At 70.3% G+C, this 21,772-nt stretch carries 16 protein-coding genes; 8 read left to right on the top strand and 8 right to left on the bottom strand.

The genetic code is table 11. The features are described 5' to 3' along the window. The first annotated feature begins 32 nt into the window (after window positions 1-32). A complete protein-coding gene (locus ACFT2C_RS02780) occupies window positions 33-758 on the top strand; it encodes a hypothetical protein (protein WP_377205468.1) in 726 nt (241 codons plus the stop codon). Between the two features lie 10 nt (window positions 759-768). On the opposite strand, the gene ACFT2C_RS02775 is transcribed toward ACFT2C_RS02780, so the two are convergent. Continuing rightward, entirely contained in the window at window positions 769-1,383 is a 615-nt protein-coding gene (locus tag ACFT2C_RS02775; RefSeq protein WP_377205467.1) for a TetR/AcrR family transcriptional regulator C-terminal domain-containing protein, read from the bottom strand. Between the two features lie 113 nt (window positions 1,384-1,496). On the opposite strand from ACFT2C_RS02775, the gene ACFT2C_RS02770 reads away from it, so the two are divergent. Beyond that, complete coding sequence (locus ACFT2C_RS02770; protein ID WP_377205466.1) at window positions 1,497-2,492, top strand: hypothetical protein; 996 nt, start codon at window positions 1,497-1,499, stop codon at window positions 2,490-2,492. On the opposite strand, the gene ACFT2C_RS02765 is transcribed toward ACFT2C_RS02770, so the two are convergent. Together ACFT2C_RS02765 and adhP are read right to left on the bottom strand one after the other, a co-directional pair. Continuing rightward, entirely contained in the window at window positions 2,479-3,303 is an 825-nt protein-coding gene (locus ACFT2C_RS02765; RefSeq protein ID WP_377205465.1) for an alpha/beta fold hydrolase, read from the bottom strand. The genes ACFT2C_RS02770 and ACFT2C_RS02765 overlap by 14 nt on opposite strands. A gap of 198 nt (window positions 3,304-3,501) precedes the next feature. Then, the gene (gene adhP / locus ACFT2C_RS02760) at window positions 3,502-4,512 is read right to left on the bottom strand and encodes an alcohol dehydrogenase AdhP (RefSeq protein ID WP_377205464.1); all 1,011 of its coding nucleotides are present in this window, start codon (window positions 4,510-4,512) and stop codon (window positions 3,502-3,504) included. 226 nt (window positions 4,513-4,738) lie between these two features. Here adhP and ACFT2C_RS02755 point away from each other — a divergent pair, with 226 nt between their 5' ends. Beyond that, entirely contained in the window at window positions 4,739-5,305 is a 567-nt protein-coding gene (locus ACFT2C_RS02755; RefSeq protein ID WP_377205463.1) for a hypothetical protein, read from the top strand. A gap of 65 nt (window positions 5,306-5,370) precedes the next feature. Further along, entirely contained in the window at window positions 5,371-6,042 is a 672-nt protein-coding gene (locus ACFT2C_RS02750; RefSeq protein ID WP_377205462.1) for a response regulator, read from the top strand. Window positions 6,043-6,051: 9 nt separating this feature from the next. Here ACFT2C_RS02750 and ACFT2C_RS02745 read toward each other — a convergent pair whose 3' ends face one another. After that, entirely contained in the window at window positions 6,052-7,905 is a 1,854-nt protein-coding gene (locus ACFT2C_RS02745) for a GAF domain-containing protein (protein WP_377205461.1), read from the bottom strand. Here ACFT2C_RS02745 and ACFT2C_RS02740 point away from each other — a divergent pair. Next, window positions 7,904-8,785 (top strand): universal stress protein, encoded by an 882-nt coding sequence (locus ACFT2C_RS02740; RefSeq protein WP_377205460.1) that lies wholly within the window; start codon window positions 7,904-7,906, stop codon window positions 8,783-8,785. The genes ACFT2C_RS02745 and ACFT2C_RS02740 overlap by 2 nt on opposite strands. Before the next feature lie 41 nt (window positions 8,786-8,826). Here the strand turns inward: ACFT2C_RS02740 and ACFT2C_RS02735 are convergent, their stop codons facing one another. The 3 genes from ACFT2C_RS02735 to ACFT2C_RS02725 all read right to left on the bottom strand — a co-directional run bounded on the left by ACFT2C_RS02735 (window position 8,827) and on the right by ACFT2C_RS02725 (window position 12,429). Continuing rightward, window positions 8,827-9,348 carry a gamma carbonic anhydrase family protein gene (locus tag ACFT2C_RS02735; protein ID WP_377205459.1) on the bottom strand — a complete coding sequence of 174 codons (522 nt, stop codon included), beginning with the start codon at window positions 9,346-9,348 and terminating at the stop codon, window positions 8,827-8,829. 97 nt (window positions 9,349-9,445) lie between these two features. After that, window positions 9,446-11,038, bottom strand: a complete 1,593-nt coding sequence (locus ACFT2C_RS02730) for an FAD-binding protein (RefSeq protein WP_377205458.1) — start codon at window positions 11,036-11,038, stop codon at window positions 9,446-9,448. A gap of 62 nt (window positions 11,039-11,100) precedes the next feature. Then, on the bottom strand, window positions 11,101-12,429 hold the full coding sequence (locus tag ACFT2C_RS02725) for a hypothetical protein (RefSeq protein WP_377205457.1): 1,329 nt from the start codon (window positions 12,427-12,429) through the stop codon (window positions 11,101-11,103). Between the two features lie 720 nt (window positions 12,430-13,149). Between ACFT2C_RS02725 and ACFT2C_RS02720 the strand changes: the two genes are divergently transcribed. After that, on the top strand, window positions 13,150-16,452 hold the full coding sequence (locus ACFT2C_RS02720) for a family 78 glycoside hydrolase catalytic domain (RefSeq protein ID WP_377205456.1): 3,303 nt from the start codon (window positions 13,150-13,152) through the stop codon (window positions 16,450-16,452). Window positions 16,453-16,486: 34 nt separating this feature from the next. On the opposite strand, the gene ACFT2C_RS02715 is transcribed toward ACFT2C_RS02720, so the two are convergent. Further along, window positions 16,487-17,428: a patatin-like phospholipase family protein gene (locus tag ACFT2C_RS02715; protein WP_377205455.1), complete on the bottom strand. Its 942-nt coding sequence runs from the start codon at window positions 17,426-17,428 to the stop codon at window positions 16,487-16,489. A 227-nt stretch (window positions 17,429-17,655) separates the two neighbouring features. Between ACFT2C_RS02715 and ACFT2C_RS02710 the strand changes: the two genes are divergently transcribed. Together ACFT2C_RS02710 and ACFT2C_RS02705 are read left to right on the top strand one after the other, a co-directional pair. After that, window positions 17,656-19,563 carry a LamG-like jellyroll fold domain-containing protein gene (locus ACFT2C_RS02710; protein ID WP_377205454.1) on the top strand — a complete coding sequence of 636 codons (1,908 nt, stop codon included), beginning with the start codon at window positions 17,656-17,658 and terminating at the stop codon, window positions 19,561-19,563. A gap of 128 nt (window positions 19,564-19,691) precedes the next feature. Further along, window positions 19,692-21,758, top strand: a complete 2,067-nt coding sequence (locus ACFT2C_RS02705; RefSeq protein ID WP_377205453.1) for a glycoside hydrolase family 36 protein — start codon at window positions 19,692-19,694, stop codon at window positions 21,756-21,758. The last annotated feature ends 14 nt before the right edge of the window (window positions 21,759-21,772 follow it).

Raw genomic sequence — 21,772 nt, 5'->3', positions numbered from 1 at the left:
GGAGTGTCAGAGGCTCACCATACGGTTGCGACATGGCCCGCGCGCGAACCTATACCGACGAGTGTCTCGTCGCTGCTGTCGCCGCTTCAAAGAGCTGGCGAGGAGTGCTGCGCGAGTTGAAACTCGTCGCATCATCCTCCGGAGCCATGAGATCTGTTCGTGCCGAGGCAGATCGTCTCGGTCTGGACTACACACACTTTGTCGGGCAGCGCCGTTGGACCGACACAGAGATCCGCGCAGCAATTGCTGAAGCGGACTCATGGACCGCAGTAACCGCGTGCCTGGACGTTGAGAGCGACGCCGGCCTCGCCTTGGTCAAGGGGCATGCCGCGCGGATCGGTGCGGATACGACGCATCTCCTGGCGACCACACGAACCTCAGACACCGGTGCGTTGACACCGAAGCTCGACCATCATGACCATGCAGGACCTACCCTCGCGGCAGCGTGGTACATGTTGTGCGGCAACGATGTGTCGTGGCAACTTGAGCCCAGCAGATATGACCTACTCGTCTGCACGGTTTCGGGAATCCGCCGTGTGCAGGTGAAGACGACGAGGACTCGCGCAGGCGACAGCTGGAAGGTCTATCTCTCAACCACACGGGGTGGACGCCGGACATACGGCCCTGACGAGATCGATGACTTCTTCATCATCGACGGAGACCTCAATTACTACCTCATCCCGGTTGCCGTCGTTGGCGGTCTCCATGCGATACACCTCAATGCGTACGGACAATATCGCCAGACCTCCGTCATCTGAAGACCAGGTGTCACAGCTGGTCAAGGCCCCGGATCAGCGCGGTGAGGCCGACCTCGAACTCGTGCTCGGGACCGAGCGCCGCGACCTCGCTCGCGAGCAGCGCGAGGTGGGCGGCGGCTTCGTCGCCCGGTTCTGCGGGGATGACGATGTCCGTGCCGTCGCGCGCCGTCTGCTGTTCGAGGGCCGCGCCGATGGTGTACCTGGACACGGCGATGAACGCGAGTACGGCGTCCGCGCCGGTGAAACCACTGCGTTCGAGCAGGCTGGTCTGCGCGATCGCGTTCTCGGTGCTCGGGCTGCGCGGGCCGGCGGACGCGATCAGGCGCGCGCCGTCGCGAACGGACAGCATCGCCCGACGCAGGCTCCAGGCATTGCGCGCCAGGAAGTCCTGCCAGCGCTCGTCCTTCACGGGGACGCGATCGGTGTGCCAGCGGTCGAGGACCTCGTCCGCCACCGCGGCGAGCAGGTCAGCCTTGCTGTCGACGTGGTGGTACAGGGCCGGTTGCCGCACCCCGAGACGCGCCGCGATCGCGCGCAGGGAGAGGCCGTCGAGACCGTGCTCGTCGAGCACCTCGAGCGCCGCGGACACGATCGCGGCACGGTCCGTCCGCCTGGGTTGAGGCATGGCGAGACCCTACCCCGCGAACGCCGATGCTTATCGGTGATAACCTTCCCGTCGAACACGTGCCGAGACCAGTTGGAGGACCGGTGGACAGCGAGGCAGCATGGAGCGCCAGAGTGACATCTCGGAATCGTCCGGCCGCGTTCACCCTGATCGCGCTGACACCGTTGATCGCGGAGCTCGCGCTCGGGTCCACGCCGATCAGGATGGCGTGGCTCGTCATTCTGTGGGTCCCCATCTACGGCGCCGGCGTCCTGTTCATCCGCGAGCTCGTCGTCCGGCGCGGGCGCGGATGGCCGAGCATCCTCCTGCTCGCCGTCGCTTATGAGCTGATCGAGGACGGGATCGGCCTGCAGGCCCTCACCAGCCCGCACCTCTACGACGCCGCCGACTGGGGACTGCGCGTGTTCGGGTTCAACCTCCCCTACTGGGAGGCCAACACGATCTACCACGCGGTCTTCACGCTGCTGATCCCGATCGCGCTGACCGACCTGCTCTTCCCGGCGCACCGCGGGGTCCCGTACCTCGGCCGCCCGGGCCTGACCGTCGCCGGAGTCGTCGCCGCGCTCGGCGTGGGGGTCCTCCGGGTGAGCGTTCCACCCAGCGAGGACCCGGGCTATCAGGTACCGCTGCCGTTGCTGATCGGTTACGTCGCCGCCGTCGTCCTCCTCGGGATCATCGCCCTTGCGATCATGCCGCCCGCCCGGTCACGCACCGCCGGGAACACGGCGCCGTCCCGAACCTGGCTGTTCGCCGGCGCGGGGCTGGGCACACTGCTGCTGTTCGCGCTCACGTTCCCCATGTTCGGGGCCCGCCAGCCCGCCTTCACCCACGGGGCCACCGTGCTCGTCCCGATGGTCGCCGCGGCGGCGCTTGCCGCCCTGGCCGTCATCACCATCGGGCGGCTGAGCCGGTCGACGGCCTGGACCGAACGCCATACGCTCGCGCTGATCGCCGGAGCGCTGATCGCGCACAGCATCGGCGGCCTGGTCATCATGGCGCACACGACCGTCGACCGGCTCGGCCTCATCGCGATCATCATCCTCACCGGCCTCGCCATGCTGGTGCTCGACCGCCGGCTGCGCGACAAGGTGACGGCTACGACTCGATGAACTCCAGCAGGTCGGCGTTGATGACGTCGGCGTTCGTCGTCGGCATGCCGTGCGGGAAGCCCGGGTACGTGTTCAGCGTGCCGTTCTGCAGCAGCTTGGCCGACAGCGGCGCCGAGTCGGCGTACGGGACGATCTGGTCGTCGTCGCCGTGCATGACCAGCACCGGCACCGTGATCTTGCGCAGGTCCTCGGTGAAGTCTGTCTCGGAGAACGCCTTGATGCCGTCGTAGTGCGCCTTGGCGCCGCCCGTCATGCCCTGGCGCCACCAGTTGCGCACCAGGGGCTCGCGCATCTCGACGCCGGGCCGGTTGAACCCGTAGAACGGGCCCGAGGCCAGCGCCGTGTAGAACTCCGAGCGGTTCGCCGCGAGCTGGGCCCGCAGGTCGTCGAACACGCTCTTCGGCAGGCCGCCGGGGTTGGCCTCGGTCTGCAGCATCAGCGGGGGCACCGCCGAGATGATCGCGGCCTTCGCCACCCGGGACTCGCCGTGCCGGGCGATGTAGTGCACGACCTCGCCGCCACCGGTGGAATGCCCCACGTGCACGGCGTCGCGCAGGTCGAGGTGCGCGGTCACCGCGGCCAGGTCGTCGGCGTAGTGGTCCATGTCGTGACCATCGCTGACCTGGGTCGATCGGCCGTGGCCGCGGCGGTCGTGGGCGATGACCCGGTAGCCCTGCTGAACGAAGAACAGCATCTGCGTGTCCCAGTCGTCCGCCGACAGCGGCCAGCCGTGGCTGAACACGATCGGCTGCCCGCTCCCCCAGTCCTTGTAGAAGATCTCGATACCTTCATGGGTGACTACCTTCGGCATGCTTCCGTCTCCGTCCGCTGTGCGAGGAGCCCCTTCGACGAGGTGGGCTCCGGCGGGCCGGCACCGGCCCGCGATGCCTCCCAGGATCCGACGTCGGGGCTCCGGCCGCAGGCCAGGATCACCAGTTCACCCGGGCGCTGACGCACGACGCCGGGCCGGGCCCGGTCTGGGGCCGGTCCCGACCCGGCGTCGGGCGAGTCAGAGCTCGAAGACGATGCGGGCGGGCACCTGGCCGGCCAGCACCTCCGCGATGGACTCGTTGACGTCATCGAGCTTGCGCTCGACCGCCACGACCTCAGTGCGGCCCGCCGCGTGCAGCGCGAACACGTCCGCGAGGTCGTTGCGGGTGCCGACGATGGACCCGATCACCGAGATCCCCTTCAGCACCGTGTCGAAGATCGGCAGCGTGATCGTGCCCGCGGCGGGCAGCGCGACGCAGACCAGCCGGCCGCCGCGGCGCAGCGAGCGGAAGGCCTGCTCGAACGAGGCCGACGACGCGGCCAGCGCCACCGCGACGTCGGCGCCGCCGAGCCGCTGGATGGCCTCGGCCGGGTCCTCGCGGGAAGCGTTGACCACGTGGTCCGCGCCGAGCCGGGTGGCCAGGTCCAGCTTGTGGTCCTCGACGTCGACGGCGATCACGAACGCGCCGGCGATCCGGGCGTACTGCAGCGCGAGGTGGCCGAGCCCGCCGATGCCGAAGACCGCCACGGTCTCCGCCGGCGCCACGCGCGCGACCTTGATCGCCTTGTAGGTGGTGACGCCCGCACAGCTCAGCGGAGCGGCGTCGAGTGACGACACGCCGTCGGGGACGGGCACGGCGAACCCTGCCCGCACCACCGCGTACTCGGCGAACGCGCCGTTCACCGAGTAGCCGGAGTTCTGCTGGTGCTCGCACAGAGTCTCCCAGCCGGCGATGCAGTAGCGGCACTCGCCACACGCACTGCCGAGCCAGGCGATCGCGACGCGCTCGCCGACGGCGCGGCTGGTCACGCCGGAGCCGAGCTTCTCGACGTGGCCGACGCCCTCGTGGCCCGGGATGAACGGCAGGGTCGGCTTGACCGGCCAGTCGCCGCGCGCGGCGTGGATGTCGGTGTGGCACAGCCCGCTGGCCTCGATCCGGACCAGCACCTCGCCGGGCCCGGGCTCGGGGATCGGCACGTCCTTGACCTGCAGCGGGGCGGTGAAGTCGGTGACGACTGCGGCTCTCATGACAGCTCCATCCGGATGAGTGGCGTACGGATCGCCGACCGCGTGCTGCGGTGGCGGTTCCACCATCGCTCCCGGGGGCCGGCCAGGAGCAGGGCCGCCCGCCCCGCAGGGCACGGGACCAAGGTCCCGGCGACAAGAGGCACGTGGCCCTGCCCCCGGTCCCCTGGCCGGGGGACTGTGGAGTCAGGCGCCGGAACGGTTCCGGCGCATCTCGCAGGAGGACATCATGAGCTCGATCAGCCATCCCGCATCGTCGGCGCACGGACCGTACGCGCACGAGCACGCCGGCGTCGCCACACACGTCTCGGGCGAGGCCGTCGCCCGGTACTCCTTCGCCGGCGTCCGGCTGCTGCTGGCAGTCGAGCTCCTCTGGGCGTTCGGCGACAAGCTCTTCGGCTGGGGCATGGGAACGCCGTCCGACGGCGCCTGGATCAATGGCGGCTCCCCGACCGAGGGCTTCCTCGGCGGCGTCGAAGGTCCGTTCGCCGGGTTCTTCGGCTCGATGGCGGGCAGCGCCGTCATCGACTGGCTGTTCATGCTGAGCCTGCTCGGGATCGGTGCGGCCCTCGCCCTCGGCATCGGGATGCGGATCGCCGCAGGCGCCGGCGCGCTGCTCATGCTGCTCATGTGGATGGCATCGCTGCCCCTGGACAACAACCCCTTCGTGGACTACCACCTGGTCAACGCCGTCCTGCTCGTCGGGCTGGCCGCCTTCCTGGCGGGCGACACGATCGGCCTCGGCAGCTGGTGGGCACGGCTGCCCCTGGTGCGACGGTTCCCCGTCCTGCGATGACGCTCGATCCAGCAGTGCCCGTCCCGGTGGCGACCGGGGCGGGCACTGCCGTTACGGTGGGGCGTATGGGCGTCGACGTGCGCGTGTTCCTGGTGGACGACCACGAGGTGGTGCGCCGCGGCGTCGCCGACCTGCTGGAGTCCGAGCCGGGGGTGCGCGTCGTGGGCGAGGCGGGCACCGCCCGCGAGGCCCTGGCCCGCGTCCCCGCGCTCGCCCCCGACGTGGTGGTGCTCGACGTGCGGCTGCCCGACGGCGACGGCGTCACCGTCTGCCGCGAGCTCCGCTCCAAGATGCCGGACCTCGCCTGCCTCATGCTCACCTCGTTCGCGGACGACGAGGCGCTCTACGACGCGATCCTCGCGGGCGCCGCCGGCTACGTGCTCAAGCAGGTCCGCGGCACCGACCTCGTGGAGGCCGTCCTGACCGTCGCGGCCGGCGGGTCGATGCTGGACCCGCGCGCCGCGGCCCGCGTGATGGAGCGGCTGCGGGCCGACGCCCACCACGAGCCCGGCCCGCTCGCCGCGCTCACCCAGCAGGAGCGCCGGATCCTCGCGCTCATCGGGCACGGCCTGACCAACCGGCAGATCGGCGCCGAGCTGTTCCTCGCCGAGAAGACCGTCAAGAACTACGTCTCCAGCATCTTCGCCAAGCTCGGCCTCGAGCGGCGGGCCCAGGCCGCCGTCCTGGCCGACCGCCTGGAGCAGGAGGAACGCCGCCACCCCGGGACCCAGCCCTGACGAGCCCCGTCAGGCCGGCAGCACGTCCGCCGGCAGCGGCACCCGCCACACCAGCCGCGTCCCGGCCCGGGCAGCGTCCGGGTCGACGGGCTCGACGACGAGGGACCCGCCCAGCTCGTCCGCGCGCCGGGCGAGGTTGCGCAGGCCGCTACGCGGGGCGCCCGGCGGGACCCCGACGCCGTCGTCGCTGACCGTGAGCACCACGTCGTCGGCCACGCCCAGCCGCACGTCCGCCCGGGAGGCCGACGCGTGCCGGGCCACGTTGGAGAGCGCCTCGCGCAGGACGGCGACCACGTGCTCGGCGACGTCGGGCGGCACGAGGGTGTCGACGGCTCCCTCGAACCGCAGGCGCACCGCGAACCCGAGCGACGCCGCCGCGGCGTCGACCTCCGTGATGACGCGCGAGCGCAGGCCCACCCGGCGGGCATGTGCCCCGCCCTCCCGGTCGCCCGACTGGAGGCGGTAGATCGTGGTGCGGACCAGGGCGATGGTCTCGTCCACCTCGTCGACCGCCGCGCTGAGCTGCTCCGCCACCTCCGGGTCCGCGCGCCGGGCCATGCGCTGGAGCGACAACCCGGTCGCGTAGAGCCGCTGGATGGCCAGGTCGTGCAGGTCGCGGGCGATGCGTTCCCGGTCGCGCAGGAGGGCTACGCGCTCGGCGTCGGCCCGGACCTCCGCCAGCTCCAGCGCGACGGCGGCCTGGCCGGCGAACGCGCCGAGCGCCTCGACCACGACCGACGAGAACGGCTCGCGTCCCCGGACCCGCGCCGCGGCCAGGACGCCACGGGCGCTGCCGTGCTCGCCGAGCGGCCACACCGCGAGCGGGCCCAGCGGGCCGGCCACGTCCAGCGAGAGGCTCGCCCGCTCGTCCGCCGTCGCGTCGTCGGTGACCATCGGCACGCCCGTACGGAAGGTGTGTGCGGTGAACGTGCCCTCGGCGGCGAGCACCGCCCCCACCTGCGCCTCCGCGTCCAGCCCGCACGCCGACTGCAGCACCAGGCGCCCCGAGTCGGGGTCCGGGACCGCGATGGCCGTCACGTCGGCGTCGGCCACCTCCCGCGCCTCGCTGCCGACGAGCGTCAGCACGTCGCCCGGCGAGGAGCCTGCCAGGACCTGGCGCGAGATCCGGTCGTTCGCCCGCGCCCACCGCTCGCGCAGCCGCGCGACGTCGTACAGGCGGGCGTTCTCGACCGCCACGCTCGCCGCGGCGGCGAGGGCCTCCAGCACCCGCTCGTCCTCGGCGGTGAAGTCGCCGCCGCCGTGCTTGTCCGTGAGATAGAGGTTGCCGAACGGCGCGCCGTGCACCCGCAGCGGCATCCCGACGAAGCTGTGCATCGGCGGGTGGTGCGCGGGAAAGCCGACCGAGGCAGGGTGTGCGGACAGGTCGTGCAGCCGGAGCGGCACGGGATCGCGGATCAGCTCCCCCAGCACGCCGTGCCCCGTGGGGTACGGGCCGATCGCGGCGATCTGGTCCGCCGACAGGCCGACCGTGAGGAACCGGGCGATCCGGCCGTCGGCCCCCAGCACGCCCAGCGCGCCGTACCGGGCGTCGACCAGCTCGACGGCGGTCTCGACGATGCGGTGCAGCACCGTCTCCAGGTCCAGACCGCGGCTGACCGTGATGACCGCGTCGAGCAGCAGGTCAGTGCGGTCGCGCGGAGCATCCCACGGAGTGTCCGTCGGCTCCATCGGCACCATCGGTACCTCCCGGGGCCACGGTAGCGCGGATCGGCGTCTGCCCGCGGTCCACCCACCCGCCCGCCACCCCGGCGCGGGACCTAGGTCCCGCTCCCCCGGGTCGCCGGTCTCTGCCGGGCCGGCCGGCCGGCTGGTGTCCTGGTACAGAGCGAGGAGGACGATCATGAGCATCACCTGGTACCGGGGCATCGTCGTCGGGGTCGACGGTTCCGACGAGAGCCTGGCCGCCGTGGACTGGGCGGCCCGCGCCGCCGACCTGCACGACGCGCGTCTCACGGTCGTGGCGACCTACGCCCTGCCGATCACGCCGGACCCCGGGATCGGCGACATCATCGGGGAGATCCGGGACGAGGCGCACCGCGCCGCCCGGGTGGCCTACGAGCGGGTCGGGCCGCGCCGCCCGGGCCATCGCGACGTCGAGCAGATAGTCGTGCCGGGCAGCGCGGCGCACGTGCTGAGCGAACGCTCCGGGTCCTGCGACCTCGTGGTGGTGGGGCGCCGCGGCCTCGGCACGCTCGACCGGCTGCTCCTCGGATCCACGTCGTCCGCGCTGGCGGCGTCCGCCCCCGGTGCGGTGGCGGTCGTGCCGGCCGGCGCGACGACCGGCGACCCGCGCCGCGTACGGGTCGGGGTGGGCCGGGACAACGAGCCCGACGCGCTGGCCGCCGCGTTCGCCGAGGCGTCCGCACGCGGTTGCCCGCTCGAGGTGATGCACGTGGCGGGGACGAGCCCGTTCTCGACGACGCCGCCCGAGCTGGACCCCGTCGCGGCCTCGTGGCGCGAGGCCGCGACGTCCGACCTCGCCGACCACGTGGGCCGCTGGTCGGAGAAGTATCCGCAGGTCCCCTGCACGATAGTGATCCAGCGTGGGGATCCGGTGGTCGCGCTGCTCCGTGACCTGTCCGCGGACGACCTCGTCGTCGTGGGCGGACAGCGGCACGAGCCCGTCATGGGCCGGATGCTGCACAGTGTGCCCGACGCCGTGCTGCGCTCCGCGCCGTGCCCCGTCCTGGTGGTGCACACGCACGATCGCCCGAACTTCTGACGGGGGCGACCAGGAGGCACCGACGCCTGTTCGGCCCCACCTCACCCGGGGCCGAACAGGCTCCCGTACTCACCGGCGAGCCGCACGTAGTGGTCCGCGTTCCGGGCGATCGCCTCATGCTCGTCCGGGGAGAGCTCCCGCCGCACGACGGCGGGAACGCCCGCGACGAGGGATCCCGGCGGCACGACCATGTTCTCCCGGACCACGGTGCCAGCGGCCACCAGGGACCCCGCTCCGACGACGGCGCCGTTGAGCACTGTCGCGGACATCCCGATGAGCACGTCGTCCTCGATCGTGCAGCCGTGCAGGACGGCGGCGTGCCCCACGCTCACCCGTGCTCCGACCGACACCGGCAGCCCGGGGTCCGCGTGGATCACGACCATCTCCTGGAGGTTTGTGTCCAGGCCGACGACGATGTCGTCGCCGTCGCCGCGCAGGACAGCACCCCAGAAGACGCTCGCGCGATCCGAGACCTGCACCGATCCGATGACGGTCGCGGTGGGGGCGAGCCAGGCGGACGGTGACACTCGGGGGGACTTGCCACGGAAGCTGATCTCAGGCATGTCTCGAAGCATAGAAAGACGCGGCGCCCGCCGGGCGTCTGAGAGCGAGCGCTATTCACAGGGCCTGTCGGTAGAACTCGAGGTAGGTGAGATCACTTCACTCCACTGGAATCGACTGCGCGTGATGGAAGATGTTCTCCGGATCCCAGCGGCGCTTTACGGCAACGAGGTTCCGTTGGTTGTTGCGGAAGTTGTCGAGGAAGTAGAGCCACAGCGCGTCATCAACGTTGCCCTTGGCATGTGTGCCGAGAACGCTGTCCGGGTAGTTGTAGTAAGCGCCTGCGACCGCTCCGCTCGGATCATTGGCCGGGTCGGGAGTCCCGCCATACGGGGCGTAGACCTCTCGGTAGAACTCGTTGATCCATCCCAGATGGGCGTCGGCTTGGGCGTCGTAGGGAGCCTGGCTTCCCTCGCCAGGACGCGAGGCATTGAGCCAGTAGGTCTGATACTGCAGCTTCATGATCGCGTCGCGTTGGGGAACCGCGGTCGTACCGGGAGCAACCCGATTGATGGCACCCCCGTAACTGTCGACCTGCAAGAGACTCTGGCTCATATCCGACTCGGAAACCCCTTTCGGGGTCGTCTTGAGCCAACGGTAGATCGCAGCAACCTGATTCGGCGGGAAGGCCTTGTTCATGTACGCGGACTTGTACTTGCCGAACTGGTTCGGCCCCGAACCGTTCAGAGTCTGCAGCGCTTCGAGGTAGGTAACGTGTTGCACGCTCTCGTTGCCTATGAAGGCCGTCGTCCAACCTGGATGGCCGCCGAGCGGGTTTCGCAACGGCGTATGGTCGACGATCGCCCCGAAGCGCGTCCGCGCTTCCGCGTACCGTCGCTCGACCTCGCTCCGGTGGTCGAGGAGAGTGGTCCCTTCGGGGGAAACGGCTTGGACGATCATGCCGAGCTGCCCGGACGATACATGCGTCAGCTTCAGCAGGCTGAACTCCGTCTCGGGCATGTCACTCACGAACTCTGCGTAGCCGGCAAGCAAGTCTGCGAAGGAATCTCTGTCGATCGATGTCCAGTCCCAGGAGAGGGTGTAGATCGAGGCGAACTCCGGGGCCTCGGGCAGCTCATCGAAGTAGTAGCGCAGGATGACACCGAAATTGCCGCATCCGGCCCCCCGCAGGGCCCAGAAGAGGTCCTGTTCGTCCTTCGAGGCGCTCGTCGCTGACACGTGGTGCAGCTCAGCACTGTTCGACGACGCGTTCCAGGTCACGATGTCGACCGCGCTGAGATGGTCAACGGTCAAACCGTGCAGTCGCGACAAGAGTCCGTATCCACCGCCCGTGATGTGGCCCCCGGCACCGACCGAGTAACAACTTCCTGCGGGAAGTGTCTTGTTGAAACCGTTCAGCAGGGCCCGGTAAACGGACCAGTTCTCACAACCTGCCTCGACGAAGAAGGCGGCGCGCCGTTCATCCCAGCCGACACGGTTCATCGAGGACATGTCGACGATGGCCTTGGTCGTCTCGTTGTATATGAAGTTCTCGTAGCAGTGGCGCCCGGACACGACCTTGACGTCACGCCCGTAACGGGAGATGGCGTCGGTGATCTGTGTGACCGCCTCGGTATCGTTCTTGGGGGCATAAACCGCTTCCAGCTTCGAGGCGAACCAGCGCCGGTCGAAGCCTTGTCGGTCGCTTAGCACGACGGGACGTGAACCGATGCTCGCAGACGAAGTAGACATGTTGCGGACTCCATAATCGAGAAAGGACGGATCGTGGTTGCGAACCGCTGCCGCGCAAGCTTTCAATAGCCACGCTCCAGAAAGCTCGCCTGAGCCTGATCGTCGTATTCGTTCGCCCCGACCTCCCAGTAGTTTTGCCAGTAGTTGGGCGTCTGGTTGCGTTCGACCATGTGATAAGTCCATTGAGCAGTCAGCAGCCAGAGCACCAGATTCCCCGAAAGCCCGCTGATCGGACACACCGGTTCGTCAAATCCCGGGATGTCGAGGACGCCCGCGCCGTCGCGGCTGTGCGTGTTGATTGCGACGTCCACGTAGTCGCTGAGGGAGTCGACACCTCCATTTCCGTCGAAGGGGCCAAAGGCGACGACCATCGCGCCGATCTGCTTGGCATACTGAGCGACCTGGATCTCGTCGCTGTTGTTGGCGCTGATCGCGCATATGAGCACGATGTCGTTGGCCTTGAGCTGCGTTTTGTACAGGTCATAGGGCTGCATGATCATGCTGCCGGCGGCCGTCTCGTAGGCCTCATTGACAAACATGTTCTGAGTGCCTTCGTAGGGCATTCCAGCCTGTGGATGCCCGTACACGAGAAGGCGCGGGCGATCTGCGGCCCCTGCGAAGAGCAGGATGCGGTCGGTCCAGGCACGCGCCACGCGATCGATCAGCTCGAATTCGTGCTCGCGGATACGTTCAAAGCTCCTCAGGGCATTGTCGAGGTATTCACGGGCCGCGCCGGCTCCGTTATCGGATCCCTCGGAACTGATCTGCCTGCACAAAGCGGCCGTGCAGGCCCAGTAGACCAGAAATTGCGAGAGACCGCTAGAAGAGATGATCTTGAACTCGGGAATTGCGGGAGTCGAGATCACGCCGCAACTCCAGGTACAGCCGCTGTCGAGCACACGGTCGCAAATCTGCTCGAGCGAGGTGCTCATCTTGACCGGCAAGAAGGCCCCGACAGGGGTCTTGTAGAAGCGGGCATAACTGCAGGTAATGCCAACGGTGTATGTGCCTCTGGCGCGAGCTTCGTCCGGGCCGACATCGGGAATGGTTCCCTTGTCGGGATTGATGATCGATGCGCCGTTCGTGAGCAAGAAGTCACCCGGCTTCATCTGGTTGTAATCCGCTGAGATGTTCCGGTCGGCACGCTGTGGCAGCACCGAGGGTTGACCGGGAATGCCAGGGCTTGCCGCGAACATAGCAAAATGTCCCACCAGGACGTGCGAGAAGATCCGGCCGCCGGAGGCCTGGCATTCGTAAGCGACCTTCATCGCCTCACAGATTCCAGTGATCTGGGTGTCTCGAATATGTCGACCGATGCGCTCGATCTCGGCGTAGAAGAGTTCCATGTAGGACGTGCCGGCGAGAGGGGGGCCAACCGAGGAGTCGTTCATGCGTGTTTCCTTTCAGTTTTCACATATTGGTCACCTGGCGGGTACATATTCGGTGATCGCGCACGCTGAGGTCGACAATATAGATCTATTCCTTCGCGCCAACAGGAATGGTGTCCATTCATCAAGTTTTCGCGTGACATGGTGCCGGTAGCAGCGGCGGAAAATCACCGAATCGCCTGGTCACTCATGCGACCTCAACGGCTTCCCGCCGCGTCGGAGAATTCCCTGTCGCAATAATCGCATCGTGGTGACTCTGCGGCAGGCCGAAGGTAGCCGACGGGCGACTCTGTGTGGTGGACTTCGCGACAGCTATCACGTCTCGCGTCGGCTGAGATGAAGCGCCCGCCTACGATGATTGCCGAGTTGATGCTCCGGTCAGCAGGTGAGGCGAAAGAGCACTCGCACGGACTCGTTGCGTTGACGATTCTGGACATTGAAGCTTGCTACGCATTCGGCTCAGGATTAAGAATCTCACGTCGCACCGTGGGCGCAAGGCGGAGTGCAGCGGTCTTGATCAACGGTCTCGGGACCGGCACGACGAACTACGCCGCCATGAGTCGCGGATATGTCCTGCCGACAGTCCTCTCAGGACTTCAGGGTCGTCGGCCTGGCCACCGGAACCCTTTCACCCCTACACTGACGGCGCGTGGTTGAAACGTTGCAATGAAGCTCCCTTCTCAACCGGACGATCGACGACGATCGGACACGCCAGGAGGCGTCATGACACTGGACCGCAGACTGTTCCTCAAGACCGCCGGCGTCGCCTCGACCGCCGCGGCTCTGCCCGCCGTCCTGCCCACTGCCGCCGCGGCGGGCGAGCCCGGACGGGTCGGCAGCGGGGTGCGGCTCACCGAACCGCTCGTCGAGAAGAAGACCGGTCCGCTCGGGATCGACGTCGACCGCCCCCGGTTCTCGTGGACCATCGAGTCGGACCGGCGTGGCGTCCACCAGGTGTCGTACCGGCTGCGGGTCAGCACCAGCGGTCCGCTTCCGCGCGAGGTGTGGGACAGCGGCGTCGTGCCGTCCCGCGAGTCGGCGAACGTCGAGTACGCCGGGCCGCCGCTGCGCACCGCGACCGACTACACCTGGCGGGTGGACGTGGCGACCACGCGCGGGAGCGGCACGACGACGTCGGGCTTCCGCACGGGCCTCTACGGCGAGAAGGACTGGGCCGGCGCCGCGTGGATCGGCAACGAGCGCCGCCCGGACCAGGTCACCGATCTGACCTTCGACGGCGCCGCGTGGATCTGGGCCGCGGAGGGCGAGCTGCCCGATCAGGACCGCGCGTTCCGGCTCACCCAGGCGGCCCCGGACGGCCCCTCCGCCACGAGGGCCGAGGTCCTGATCACGGCCGACGACTCCTTCACGCTCTGGGTGGACGGCGCTGAGGCCGGCTCGACCGAGCCCGTCGAGAACGGGTGGCAGTCCGCCCGCTTCTACGACGTCGACGTCGCGGGCGGCACGACCGTCGTCGCCGTGCGGGGGACGAACGACGCCGTCAGCCCGGGGGCGGTGCTCGCCGTCGTGCGCCTGACGTACTCGGACGGGACGACGACCACCCTCGCGACGGGGAGCGCCTGGAAGGCCGCCACCCAGTTCCCGGCGGACTTCGCACGCCCGGACCTCGACGACTCGGCCTGGGACCAGGCCGCCGAGATCGCGGCCTACGGCGCCGGGCCGTGGGGCAGCGGGGTCCGGCCCCCGACGCGCGACCCGTTGCCGGCGCCGCTGCTCCGCAAGGAGCTCGACGTCGGGCCGCGCCTGGAGCGCGCCACGCTCTACCTGGCCGCGGGCGGGTACGCGAATGTGTCGCTGAACGGCGGCCCGGCGGGCGGCCACGTGCTGTCGCCGGGATTCACCGACTACGACGACACCGTCCAGTACACCGCGGTCGACCTGACGCAGCGGCTGCGGCAGGGCCGCAACGCGCTCGGCATCGAGCTGGGCCGCGGCTTCTACGGGATGACCGGGGGCAACGTGTGGCGATGGGAGTCGCCGCCGTGGCACGACGACCCCGTGGTGCGTGCGGTGCTGCACCTGGAGTACGTCGGCGGCGCCGTCGAGCGCGTGGTCACGGACGCGACCTGGCGGATCCACGACGGGCCCACGGTGTTCGACGACCTCTACGGCGGCGAGGCGCACGACGCGCGTAGGGCCCTGCCCGGCTGGGACACGGCCGGGTTCGACGACGGCGGGTGGGCGGCCGCGTCCGTGGCCACCGGCCCGCGCGGGGTACTGGTCAACCAGCGCCAGCAGCCGATCAAGGTGACCGAGTCGCTGCCCGCCGTCGAGGTCACCGAGCCGGAGCCGGGCGTCTACGTCGTGAAGTTCCCCCGGGTCATCGCGGGATGGGTACGTTACACCGTGACCGGACCGGCCGGGGCGACGGTCCGGGCCGCCCACGGCGAGAAGCTCACCGCCGGCGGACGCGTGAACCTGAGCAACAACGGCGGGTTCCAGGCCGGCTTCCAGACCGACCGCTTCACCCTGGCCGGGGCCTCAGAGGCGGACTCGGTGGCGGACTCGGTGGCGGGCGCGGCGCCGGAGACGTGGGAGCCGCGCTTCTCCTACAAGGGCTTCCAGTACATCGAGGTCACCGGGTGGCCGCAGGACGGACCGCCTCCCCTGTCGGCCTTCACCGCCCAGGTCGTGCACACTGCCGCCGCGGAGACCGGGACGTTCGACAGCTCCAGCGAGATCATGAACCGCACCCACCGCGCGGTCGTGGACACAATCAAGAACAACATCCACGGCATCCCGACCGACACGCCCATGTTCGAGAAGAACGGCTGGACCGGTGACGCCGCCCTCGGCGCCGAGATGTTCCTGCTGAACCTCGACGTGCACGAGCTGTTCGCCAAGTGGCTGCGCGACGTGCACGAGACGCGGGACGCCCAGGGCCGCCCGCTCGTCATCGCGCCCAGCTCGGGCGACTGGGGCGAGTGGGGCGTGTGCCCGCCGTGGCACGCGGCCTACGTGATGATCCCCTGGTGGCTCTACCAGTACGGCGGCGACCGGCGGGTGCTGGCCGAGTGCTACGACGGCATGAAGGCGTACGTCGACCTGGAGTTCGACCGGTCCCAGGGCGGCATCGTCCCCGACGCGCGGCTCGGCGACTGGGTCAGCCCCGAGGCGAGCCCGGGGGGCGGCAACGCGCCCGAGGACCTGCGGGTCTCGGCCACCGCGTTCCTGTACTCCATGACCACCTACATGCGGCGCAGCGCCGGTTTCCTCGGCAAGGCCGCCGACGTCGAGCACTTCTCCCGGAACGCCGCCACGATCAAGGCCGCGTTCAACAACACCTTCCTCGACGTCGACGCCGGGCACTACCGCGGCGACGGGGACCGCGGGTACCGGCAGACGCACAACGTGCTCGCCGTGGCCTTCGGCCTCGTGCCCGACGCCGCCACCACGCAGCGGGTCGTCGACAGCATCGTGGCCGACGTGCGCGCCAAGGGCACCAAGCTCAACACGGGGGTGCTCGGCACCAAGTGGCTGCTGCCGGTGCTGACCCAGCACGGGCATGCCGACGTCGCCTACGAGCTCGCCGTGCAGACCGGCTACCCGAGCTGGGGCTACATGATCGAGAACGGTGCCACCTCGATGTGGGAGCACTGGTCACTGGAGGCGCGCTCCCGCGGGCACTACTTCCTCGGCACCGTGGACGACTGGTTCTACCAGCACGTCGCCGGCATCCAGGCGTCGGCCGAGACCGGGTACCGGGACATCACGATCGCCCCGGCGGTCACCGAGCACCTGGACCACGCACGGGCAGCCACGCGAACGCCGTACGGCACGGTCGCCAGCGAGTGGCGGCGCTCGGACGGCGGGCTCAGGCTCACCGTGACCGTCCCCGTCGGGTCGACGGCGACGGTGCGCGTCCCCGCTCGTGATCCCGAGAGCGTCACCGAGCAGGGGCGCCCGCTGCGGCACGCGGAGGGCGTCACCGAGGTGTCGGCCGAGGACGGCGTGGTCGTGGTACGGGTCGGGTCCGGCCGGTACACGTTCGTCGCGGAGCGGTGAGCGGCCGCCCGCACAGGGCGGGCGGCCGCGGCCGTCAGCGCCAGAGCTCGGCGAGCTGCCCGGCGAGGGCGGCGCCCTGGTCGTGACCGGCCCGGGCGGCGGGCGCGCGCAGCGACAGGTCCATCGCGTTGGCGCCGAACAGGTGCTCGGCGCCGTCGTCCGGCAGGATCGTCTCGACCCTGCTGCCGCCCGCGCGCAGCTCGTCGGCCTGCGCCGCGAGCTGCATGTTCCACTCCGGCGGATGCAGGGTCCTGCCGCCGAGCGGTGACAGGACGAGCACCCGTTCGTACCCGGCGGCCAGGTCGGCATTCTCGCTGGACCGTCGGTAGCCGCCGTCGATGTACCGGCTGCCGCCGATCCCGTAGGGGAAGCCGTTGGCGCAGCTCGCGGCGATCGCGTCCACCAGGTCGACGCCGCTGTGCCGGTCGAACACGACCGGTTCGCCGGTCTCGGCGTCGACCGCCGTGATGAGCACGCGCTGCCGCGGCCACTGCGGGCTCGGCAGCCGGGCGGCGACGACGTCCCGCCACCGCGCCTGCGCGGAGCCGTCCGACCCCGCGTCCGATTCGAGCGCCGCCGCGCCCATCCTGCGGCGCATGTCGGCCGGGTCCTGGGCTGCGGCGATGATCTCGCTCGTCCTGCGCATCCGGTCGGCCGCCGACACCACGGGGCCGCGTCCGCCGCCGGGACCGGACGGGCCGCTCCGCTGCGGGAGCACGGCCGACATGATGTCGGCGAGGAGCCGGGCCGGGCTCGCGCCGGTGATCTGGGCCGCGGCCGTCGATCCGGCCGACGTCCCGATGATCAGGTCGGCGCCGGTCACGTCCAGCCCGGCGTCGAACAGGCCGGCGACGACGCCGATCAGCCACGCGTTGCCGGTCGATCCGCCGCCGCCGAGCACGAGCGCTCGCGCGCCCGCTGGGGGCTCGACCGTCGTCGCGGTCAGGTGCCGGGTGAAAAAAGGTGTGGAGCTCATGGGAGTCGCCCTTCGCGAATTGCCTGGCGGGCGCTCCCGGTCGCGATTAGCTCGGTCGCCGGACCGTACACTCCGGGGAAGCACCCATTACGGACACTGCGTTCATGGGTCTCACCTCCTCAGGACGGGTCACGATCGCCATGAACCTAGCACGCCGGCGACCGATGGTCAGGCAACGTTCGGCTCCGCGTCACCCCTGCGCCAGTCTTCCCGGCCACGATCGAGGCGTGGAAAACAAGCTCTCCCGCCGTGCCCTGCTCCAGGCAGCCGCGGCCGTCCCCCTCATCTCAGCAGCCTCCGCCGCCGGCACGACTTTGGCGTCCGCCACGCCGGCGTCGGCCGCACCGGCGTCCGCCACAACCGCGTCCGCCACGTCGAGCGACGGCCAACCGGACCCGGCCGCCCAGCGGTTCACCATCGCCGTCCTGCCCGACACCCAGTACCTCCTGGACGAGGGCGGCTCCGACGCCGAACCGGTGCGCGCGACGCTGCGCCACCTCGTGGGCGATCACGGGCAGGACAACATCGTCTTCATGACCCAGCTCGGCGACGTGACCGAGCACGGTACGGAGACCGAGATGAGCACGGCGAGCAGCGTGTTCGACGACGCCGGCGGACTGCCGTTCAGCGTGCTGGCCGGCAACCACGACGTCCGGGGCGACGACCAGCGGGGCGACACGCCCTACCTGCGCACCTTCGGGCCGCAGCGGTTCTCCGGGATGGAGACCTACGGCGGCTCCTCCCCCGACGGCTACAACAGCTACCACGTGGTCCGCGGCGGCGAGCGGGACTGGCTGGTCCTGGCGCTGGACTGGCGCGCCTCCGACGCCGGGCTCGCCTGGGCCCAGGGGGTGCTGGACCGGCACGCCACGCTGCCGGCGATCCTGACCACTCACGATCTCGTCTGGGCCGAGGACGACGGCCAGGCCCAGCTCTCCGACAACGGGCAGCGCCTCTGGGACCGACTGATCCGGGGCAACGACCAGATCTTCCTCGCGCTCGGCGGGCACTACTGGCCGTCCGGCCGCACGACGATGGCCAACGACGCCGGCAACCCCGTGCACCTGCACATCACGAACTACCAGGACCGCTACTACGGCGGCGCGGGCATGGTCCGGTACTACGGGTTCGACCTGGCCCGCGGCGTGATCGACGTCGAGACGTTCTCGCCCTGGCTGCTGGCGAAGGACGACCCCACGCCGCTGGAGGCGGAGCACGTCGAGCTCAGCGGCGACGTCGACCGGTTCACGGTCGAGATCGACTTCGACGAGCGCTTCGCCGCGTTCGCGCCGCCGCTGCTGCCGGCGCCGCGTCCGCCGTCGGCCGTCATGCCGGAGGGCACGGTGGCGTACTGGCGGTTCGACGGGGCAGGGTTCGACGGAGCAGGGTTCGACGGGGCAGGGCTCGCCACGGCGGGAGCCGACGGCGCCGCGGTTGCGCCGGGCACGGTCGCCCGCGACCTCACCGGCAACGGCAACGACCTCACCTCCGAGCTGCTGCACGGCAGCGGCCGGAAGGCGCTGACCTGGTCGGCCGAGCACCACGACGCCCAGCCGGCCCACGCGAGCCTCCGCTTCGGCGGCGGCAAGCAGCCCGACCGCGGCGCGGTGCTACGGACCGGCCCAGACTCGCCGATCAACAGCGCGACCTTCGAGTCCGGCTACACGATCGAGACGTTCCTCAAGCTGCCCGAGCCGTTCGAAGGCGACCACTCCTGGATGGGCATCCTCAGCTGGGAGGGCCGATCCGGCGACGCCGGCAAGCAGAGCGGCGACCCCGACGAGCCGACGTGCAGCCTGAACCTGTCGGGCGAGCGGTTCCTGCAGTTCGTCGTCTACCCCGTGCCGGTCGACGCCGACCCCACGTCGTGGAGCCACGCGCTCCCGGTCGGCCGCTGGACGCACGTCGCGATGGTCAACGACGGCCGGCACACGGTGACGTACGTCGACGGCTCGAAGATCGTGCGCAACGCCGCCGAGGAGTCGCGCGGCATCTCCACGCTCGGCAAGCCGTTCGCCATCGGCGGCACCCAGTACGCCGAGCAGTACGAACAGGGCTTCTACGGCTGGATCGGCGACACCCGGATCGTCTCCCGCGCCCTGCGGCCAGACCAGTTCCTCCTGGCCGGGAGCTAAGGCCGGCGGCCTGGTTCTCCGTGCACGGCTGGGCGTCCGCGCGCGGCTGGTTGTCCGCGCGCGGCACGGCCGGTAGCGTGAAGGTTCACGCTTTCGGCCCTGCGTGCCGGCTCAACGAGGAGTGGACAGTGGCATCGACCGACCCGCGGCACCGCGACCGCGAACCCGCCTTCGAGTGGACTCGCCCCGGGCTGCATCTGCGGTTCGACCACGGCGACGAGCACCCCGTCCGGCTCGTCCACTGGGCGACCGGCCCGGACGCTGCGTCCGTGGCGGCGCCGTCGCCTATCGTCGACGTCACCACCGCCGGGGAGCAGCGGGCCCGCCACAACCAGAGCCTCCTGCTGTGGGGGGCCGGGCTGCGGCTGCGCTACACCGGCCACGAGGCGGTCGGCGACGAGCTGCGGATCCGCCAGCACGACCCCGAGACCCGCCTCGAGGTGACCAGCGTCTTCCGGGCGGCAGGACCGGGAATCCAGGTCCGGCACACCGTCCGCAACGGCGCCGACGACGACGTCGTCCTCCTCTCCGTGAGCTCCGGGCTGGTGGCCGTCACGGAGGGGGCGCAAGACGTGCTCTGGGGCGAGAGCGAGTGGCTCGCCGAAGGGCGCTGGCACCAGCGCCCGCTGTCGGAGCTGCTGCCGGACGTCAGCCCGGCGTTCCACGGCCGACACCCACGCGGGAACTTCGCCGTGACCAGCCACGGGTCCTTCTCCAGCGGCACGGTCCTGCCGACCGGGGTCCTCGCGACCGACGACGGGCCCTCGCTCGCCTGGCAGGTCGAGACCAGCGCGGGCTGGCACTGGGAGGTGACGCAGACCGAGGGCACGGTCACCGTCGGCGTCCACGGCCCGACCGACCTGTACCACCAGTTCGCGGAGCGCCTGGCCCCCGGCGGCGAGTTCACGACGGTGCCCGCGGGGTTCGCCGTCGCCGACGGCGGACGGGACGCGGCCTTCGCGGCGCTCACGGACTACCGGCGCGCCATCCGCGATCTGCGCCCGGTCGATGCGCGGCTTCCCGTCGTCTACAACGACTTCATGAACACGCTCATGGCCGGCCCGTCGACCGAGAAGGAGCTGCCGCTCATCGAGGCGGCCGCGGAAGCGGGTGCGGAGTACTACTGCGTCGACGCCGGCTGGTTCGGCGACGGCAACTGGTGGACGAGCGCGGGCGACTGGCACGAGGCCCCCGGGCTCTTCACCGGCGGACTGATCTCGGTCATCGACGCCATCCGCGCCGCGGGGATGCGCCCGGGGATCTGGCTCGAGCCCGAGGCGGTCGGCGCCACGGCGAAGCTGGGGCAGCAGCTCCCCGAGGAGGCGTTCTTCCGGCGGTTCGGACGGCGGGTCAGCGAGACCGGGCACTTCCAGCTCGACTTCCGGCATCCGGCGGCCCGCACCCACCTGGACGAGACCGTGGACCGGCTCGTGGCCGAGCTCGGGATCGAGTTCTTCAAGCTCGACTACAACGTGAACTCGGGTGTCGGCACCGACGTCGGCGCCGAAGGCCCCGGGGCCGGGCTCCTGGGGCACACCCGGGCGTACCGCGGCTGGCTGAGCGACGCCCAGGCGCGGCACCCGGGAGTCCTGTTCGAGAGCTGTTCCTCGGGCGGGATGCGCATGGACTACAACCTGCTGTCCGTGGCGCACCTGCAGTCCACCAGCGACCAGCAGGACTTCCGCCGGTACGCGCCGATCGCCGCCGCCGCGCCCGCGAGCGTCCTGCCGGAGCAGGCCGGGAACTGGGCCTACCCGGCCGAGTCCATGAGCATCGAGGAGACGGCGTTCGCGATGACGGCGGGCGTCATGGGGCGGCTCTACCTCTCCGGGTTCCTGGGCGGGCTCGGCGCCGAGCGGTTCGCGCTGGTGCGCGAAGCCGTCGCGCTCCACAAGGACTGGCGCCACCGCATCGCCGCATCGCACCCGGTGTGGCCGCTGGGCCTGCCGGGCTGGGACGACGACGTGATCGCGCTCCAGCTCGACGCCGGCCCCGAGTCGCTGCTGGCGCTGTGGTCGCGCGGCGCCGCCACTGCGCCGGCTGCGGCGATCACGCTGCCCGGGCTGCGCGGGCGGGCCGTCAAGCAGGTCTACCCGGTCGCCCTGCCGGAGTGGACGGTCCGCACGGACGCCAGCGGCGCGCCGGTAGTCGAGATCCCCGCCGGCCCCGCCGCCCGGATCTTCGAGGTCGAGTAACCCAACCTTTGTTG

The organism is Promicromonospora sp. NPDC057138 (assembly GCF_042670845.1).
In the GTDB taxonomy this organism is placed as follows: Bacteria; Actinomycetota; Actinomycetes; order Actinomycetales; family Cellulomonadaceae; genus Promicromonospora.
The sequence above is the reverse complement of the archived record's forward strand: the minus strand, read 5'-3'. Positions and strand labels throughout refer to the sequence as shown.

Coding starts and splice junctions, on each gene's coding strand:
- ACFT2C_RS02780 (WP_377205468.1), top strand. CDS start 33: ATGGCCCGCGCGCGAACCTATACCGACGAGTGTCTCGTCGCTGCTGTC.
- ACFT2C_RS02775 (WP_377205467.1), bottom strand. CDS start 1,383: ATGCCTCAACCCAGGCGGACGGACCGTGCCGCGATCGTGTCCGCGGCG.
- ACFT2C_RS02765 (WP_377205465.1), bottom strand. CDS start 3,303: ATGCCGAAGGTAGTCACCCATGAAGGTATCGAGATCTTCTACAAGGAC.
- adhP (WP_377205464.1), bottom strand. CDS start 4,512: ATGAGAGCCGCAGTCGTCACCGACTTCACCGCCCCGCTGCAGGTCAAG.
- ACFT2C_RS02755 (WP_377205463.1), top strand. CDS start 4,739: ATGAGCTCGATCAGCCATCCCGCATCGTCGGCGCACGGACCGTACGCG.
- ACFT2C_RS02750 (WP_377205462.1), top strand. CDS start 5,371: ATGGGCGTCGACGTGCGCGTGTTCCTGGTGGACGACCACGAGGTGGTG.
- ACFT2C_RS02740 (WP_377205460.1), top strand. CDS start 7,904: ATGAGCATCACCTGGTACCGGGGCATCGTCGTCGGGGTCGACGGTTCC.
- ACFT2C_RS02745 (WP_377205461.1), bottom strand. CDS start 7,905: ATGATCGTCCTCCTCGCTCTGTACCAGGACACCAGCCGGCCGGCCGGC.
- ACFT2C_RS02735 (WP_377205459.1), bottom strand. CDS start 9,348: ATGCCTGAGATCAGCTTCCGTGGCAAGTCCCCCCGAGTGTCACCGTCC.
- ACFT2C_RS02730 (WP_377205458.1), bottom strand. CDS start 11,038: ATGTCTACTTCGTCTGCGAGCATCGGTTCACGTCCCGTCGTGCTAAGC.
- ACFT2C_RS02725 (WP_377205457.1), bottom strand. CDS start 12,429: ATGAACGACTCCTCGGTTGGCCCCCCTCTCGCCGGCACGTCCTACATG.
- ACFT2C_RS02720 (WP_377205456.1), top strand. CDS start 13,150: ATGACACTGGACCGCAGACTGTTCCTCAAGACCGCCGGCGTCGCCTCG.
- ACFT2C_RS02715 (WP_377205455.1), bottom strand. CDS start 17,428: ATGAGCTCCACACCTTTTTTCACCCGGCACCTGACCGCGACGACGGTC.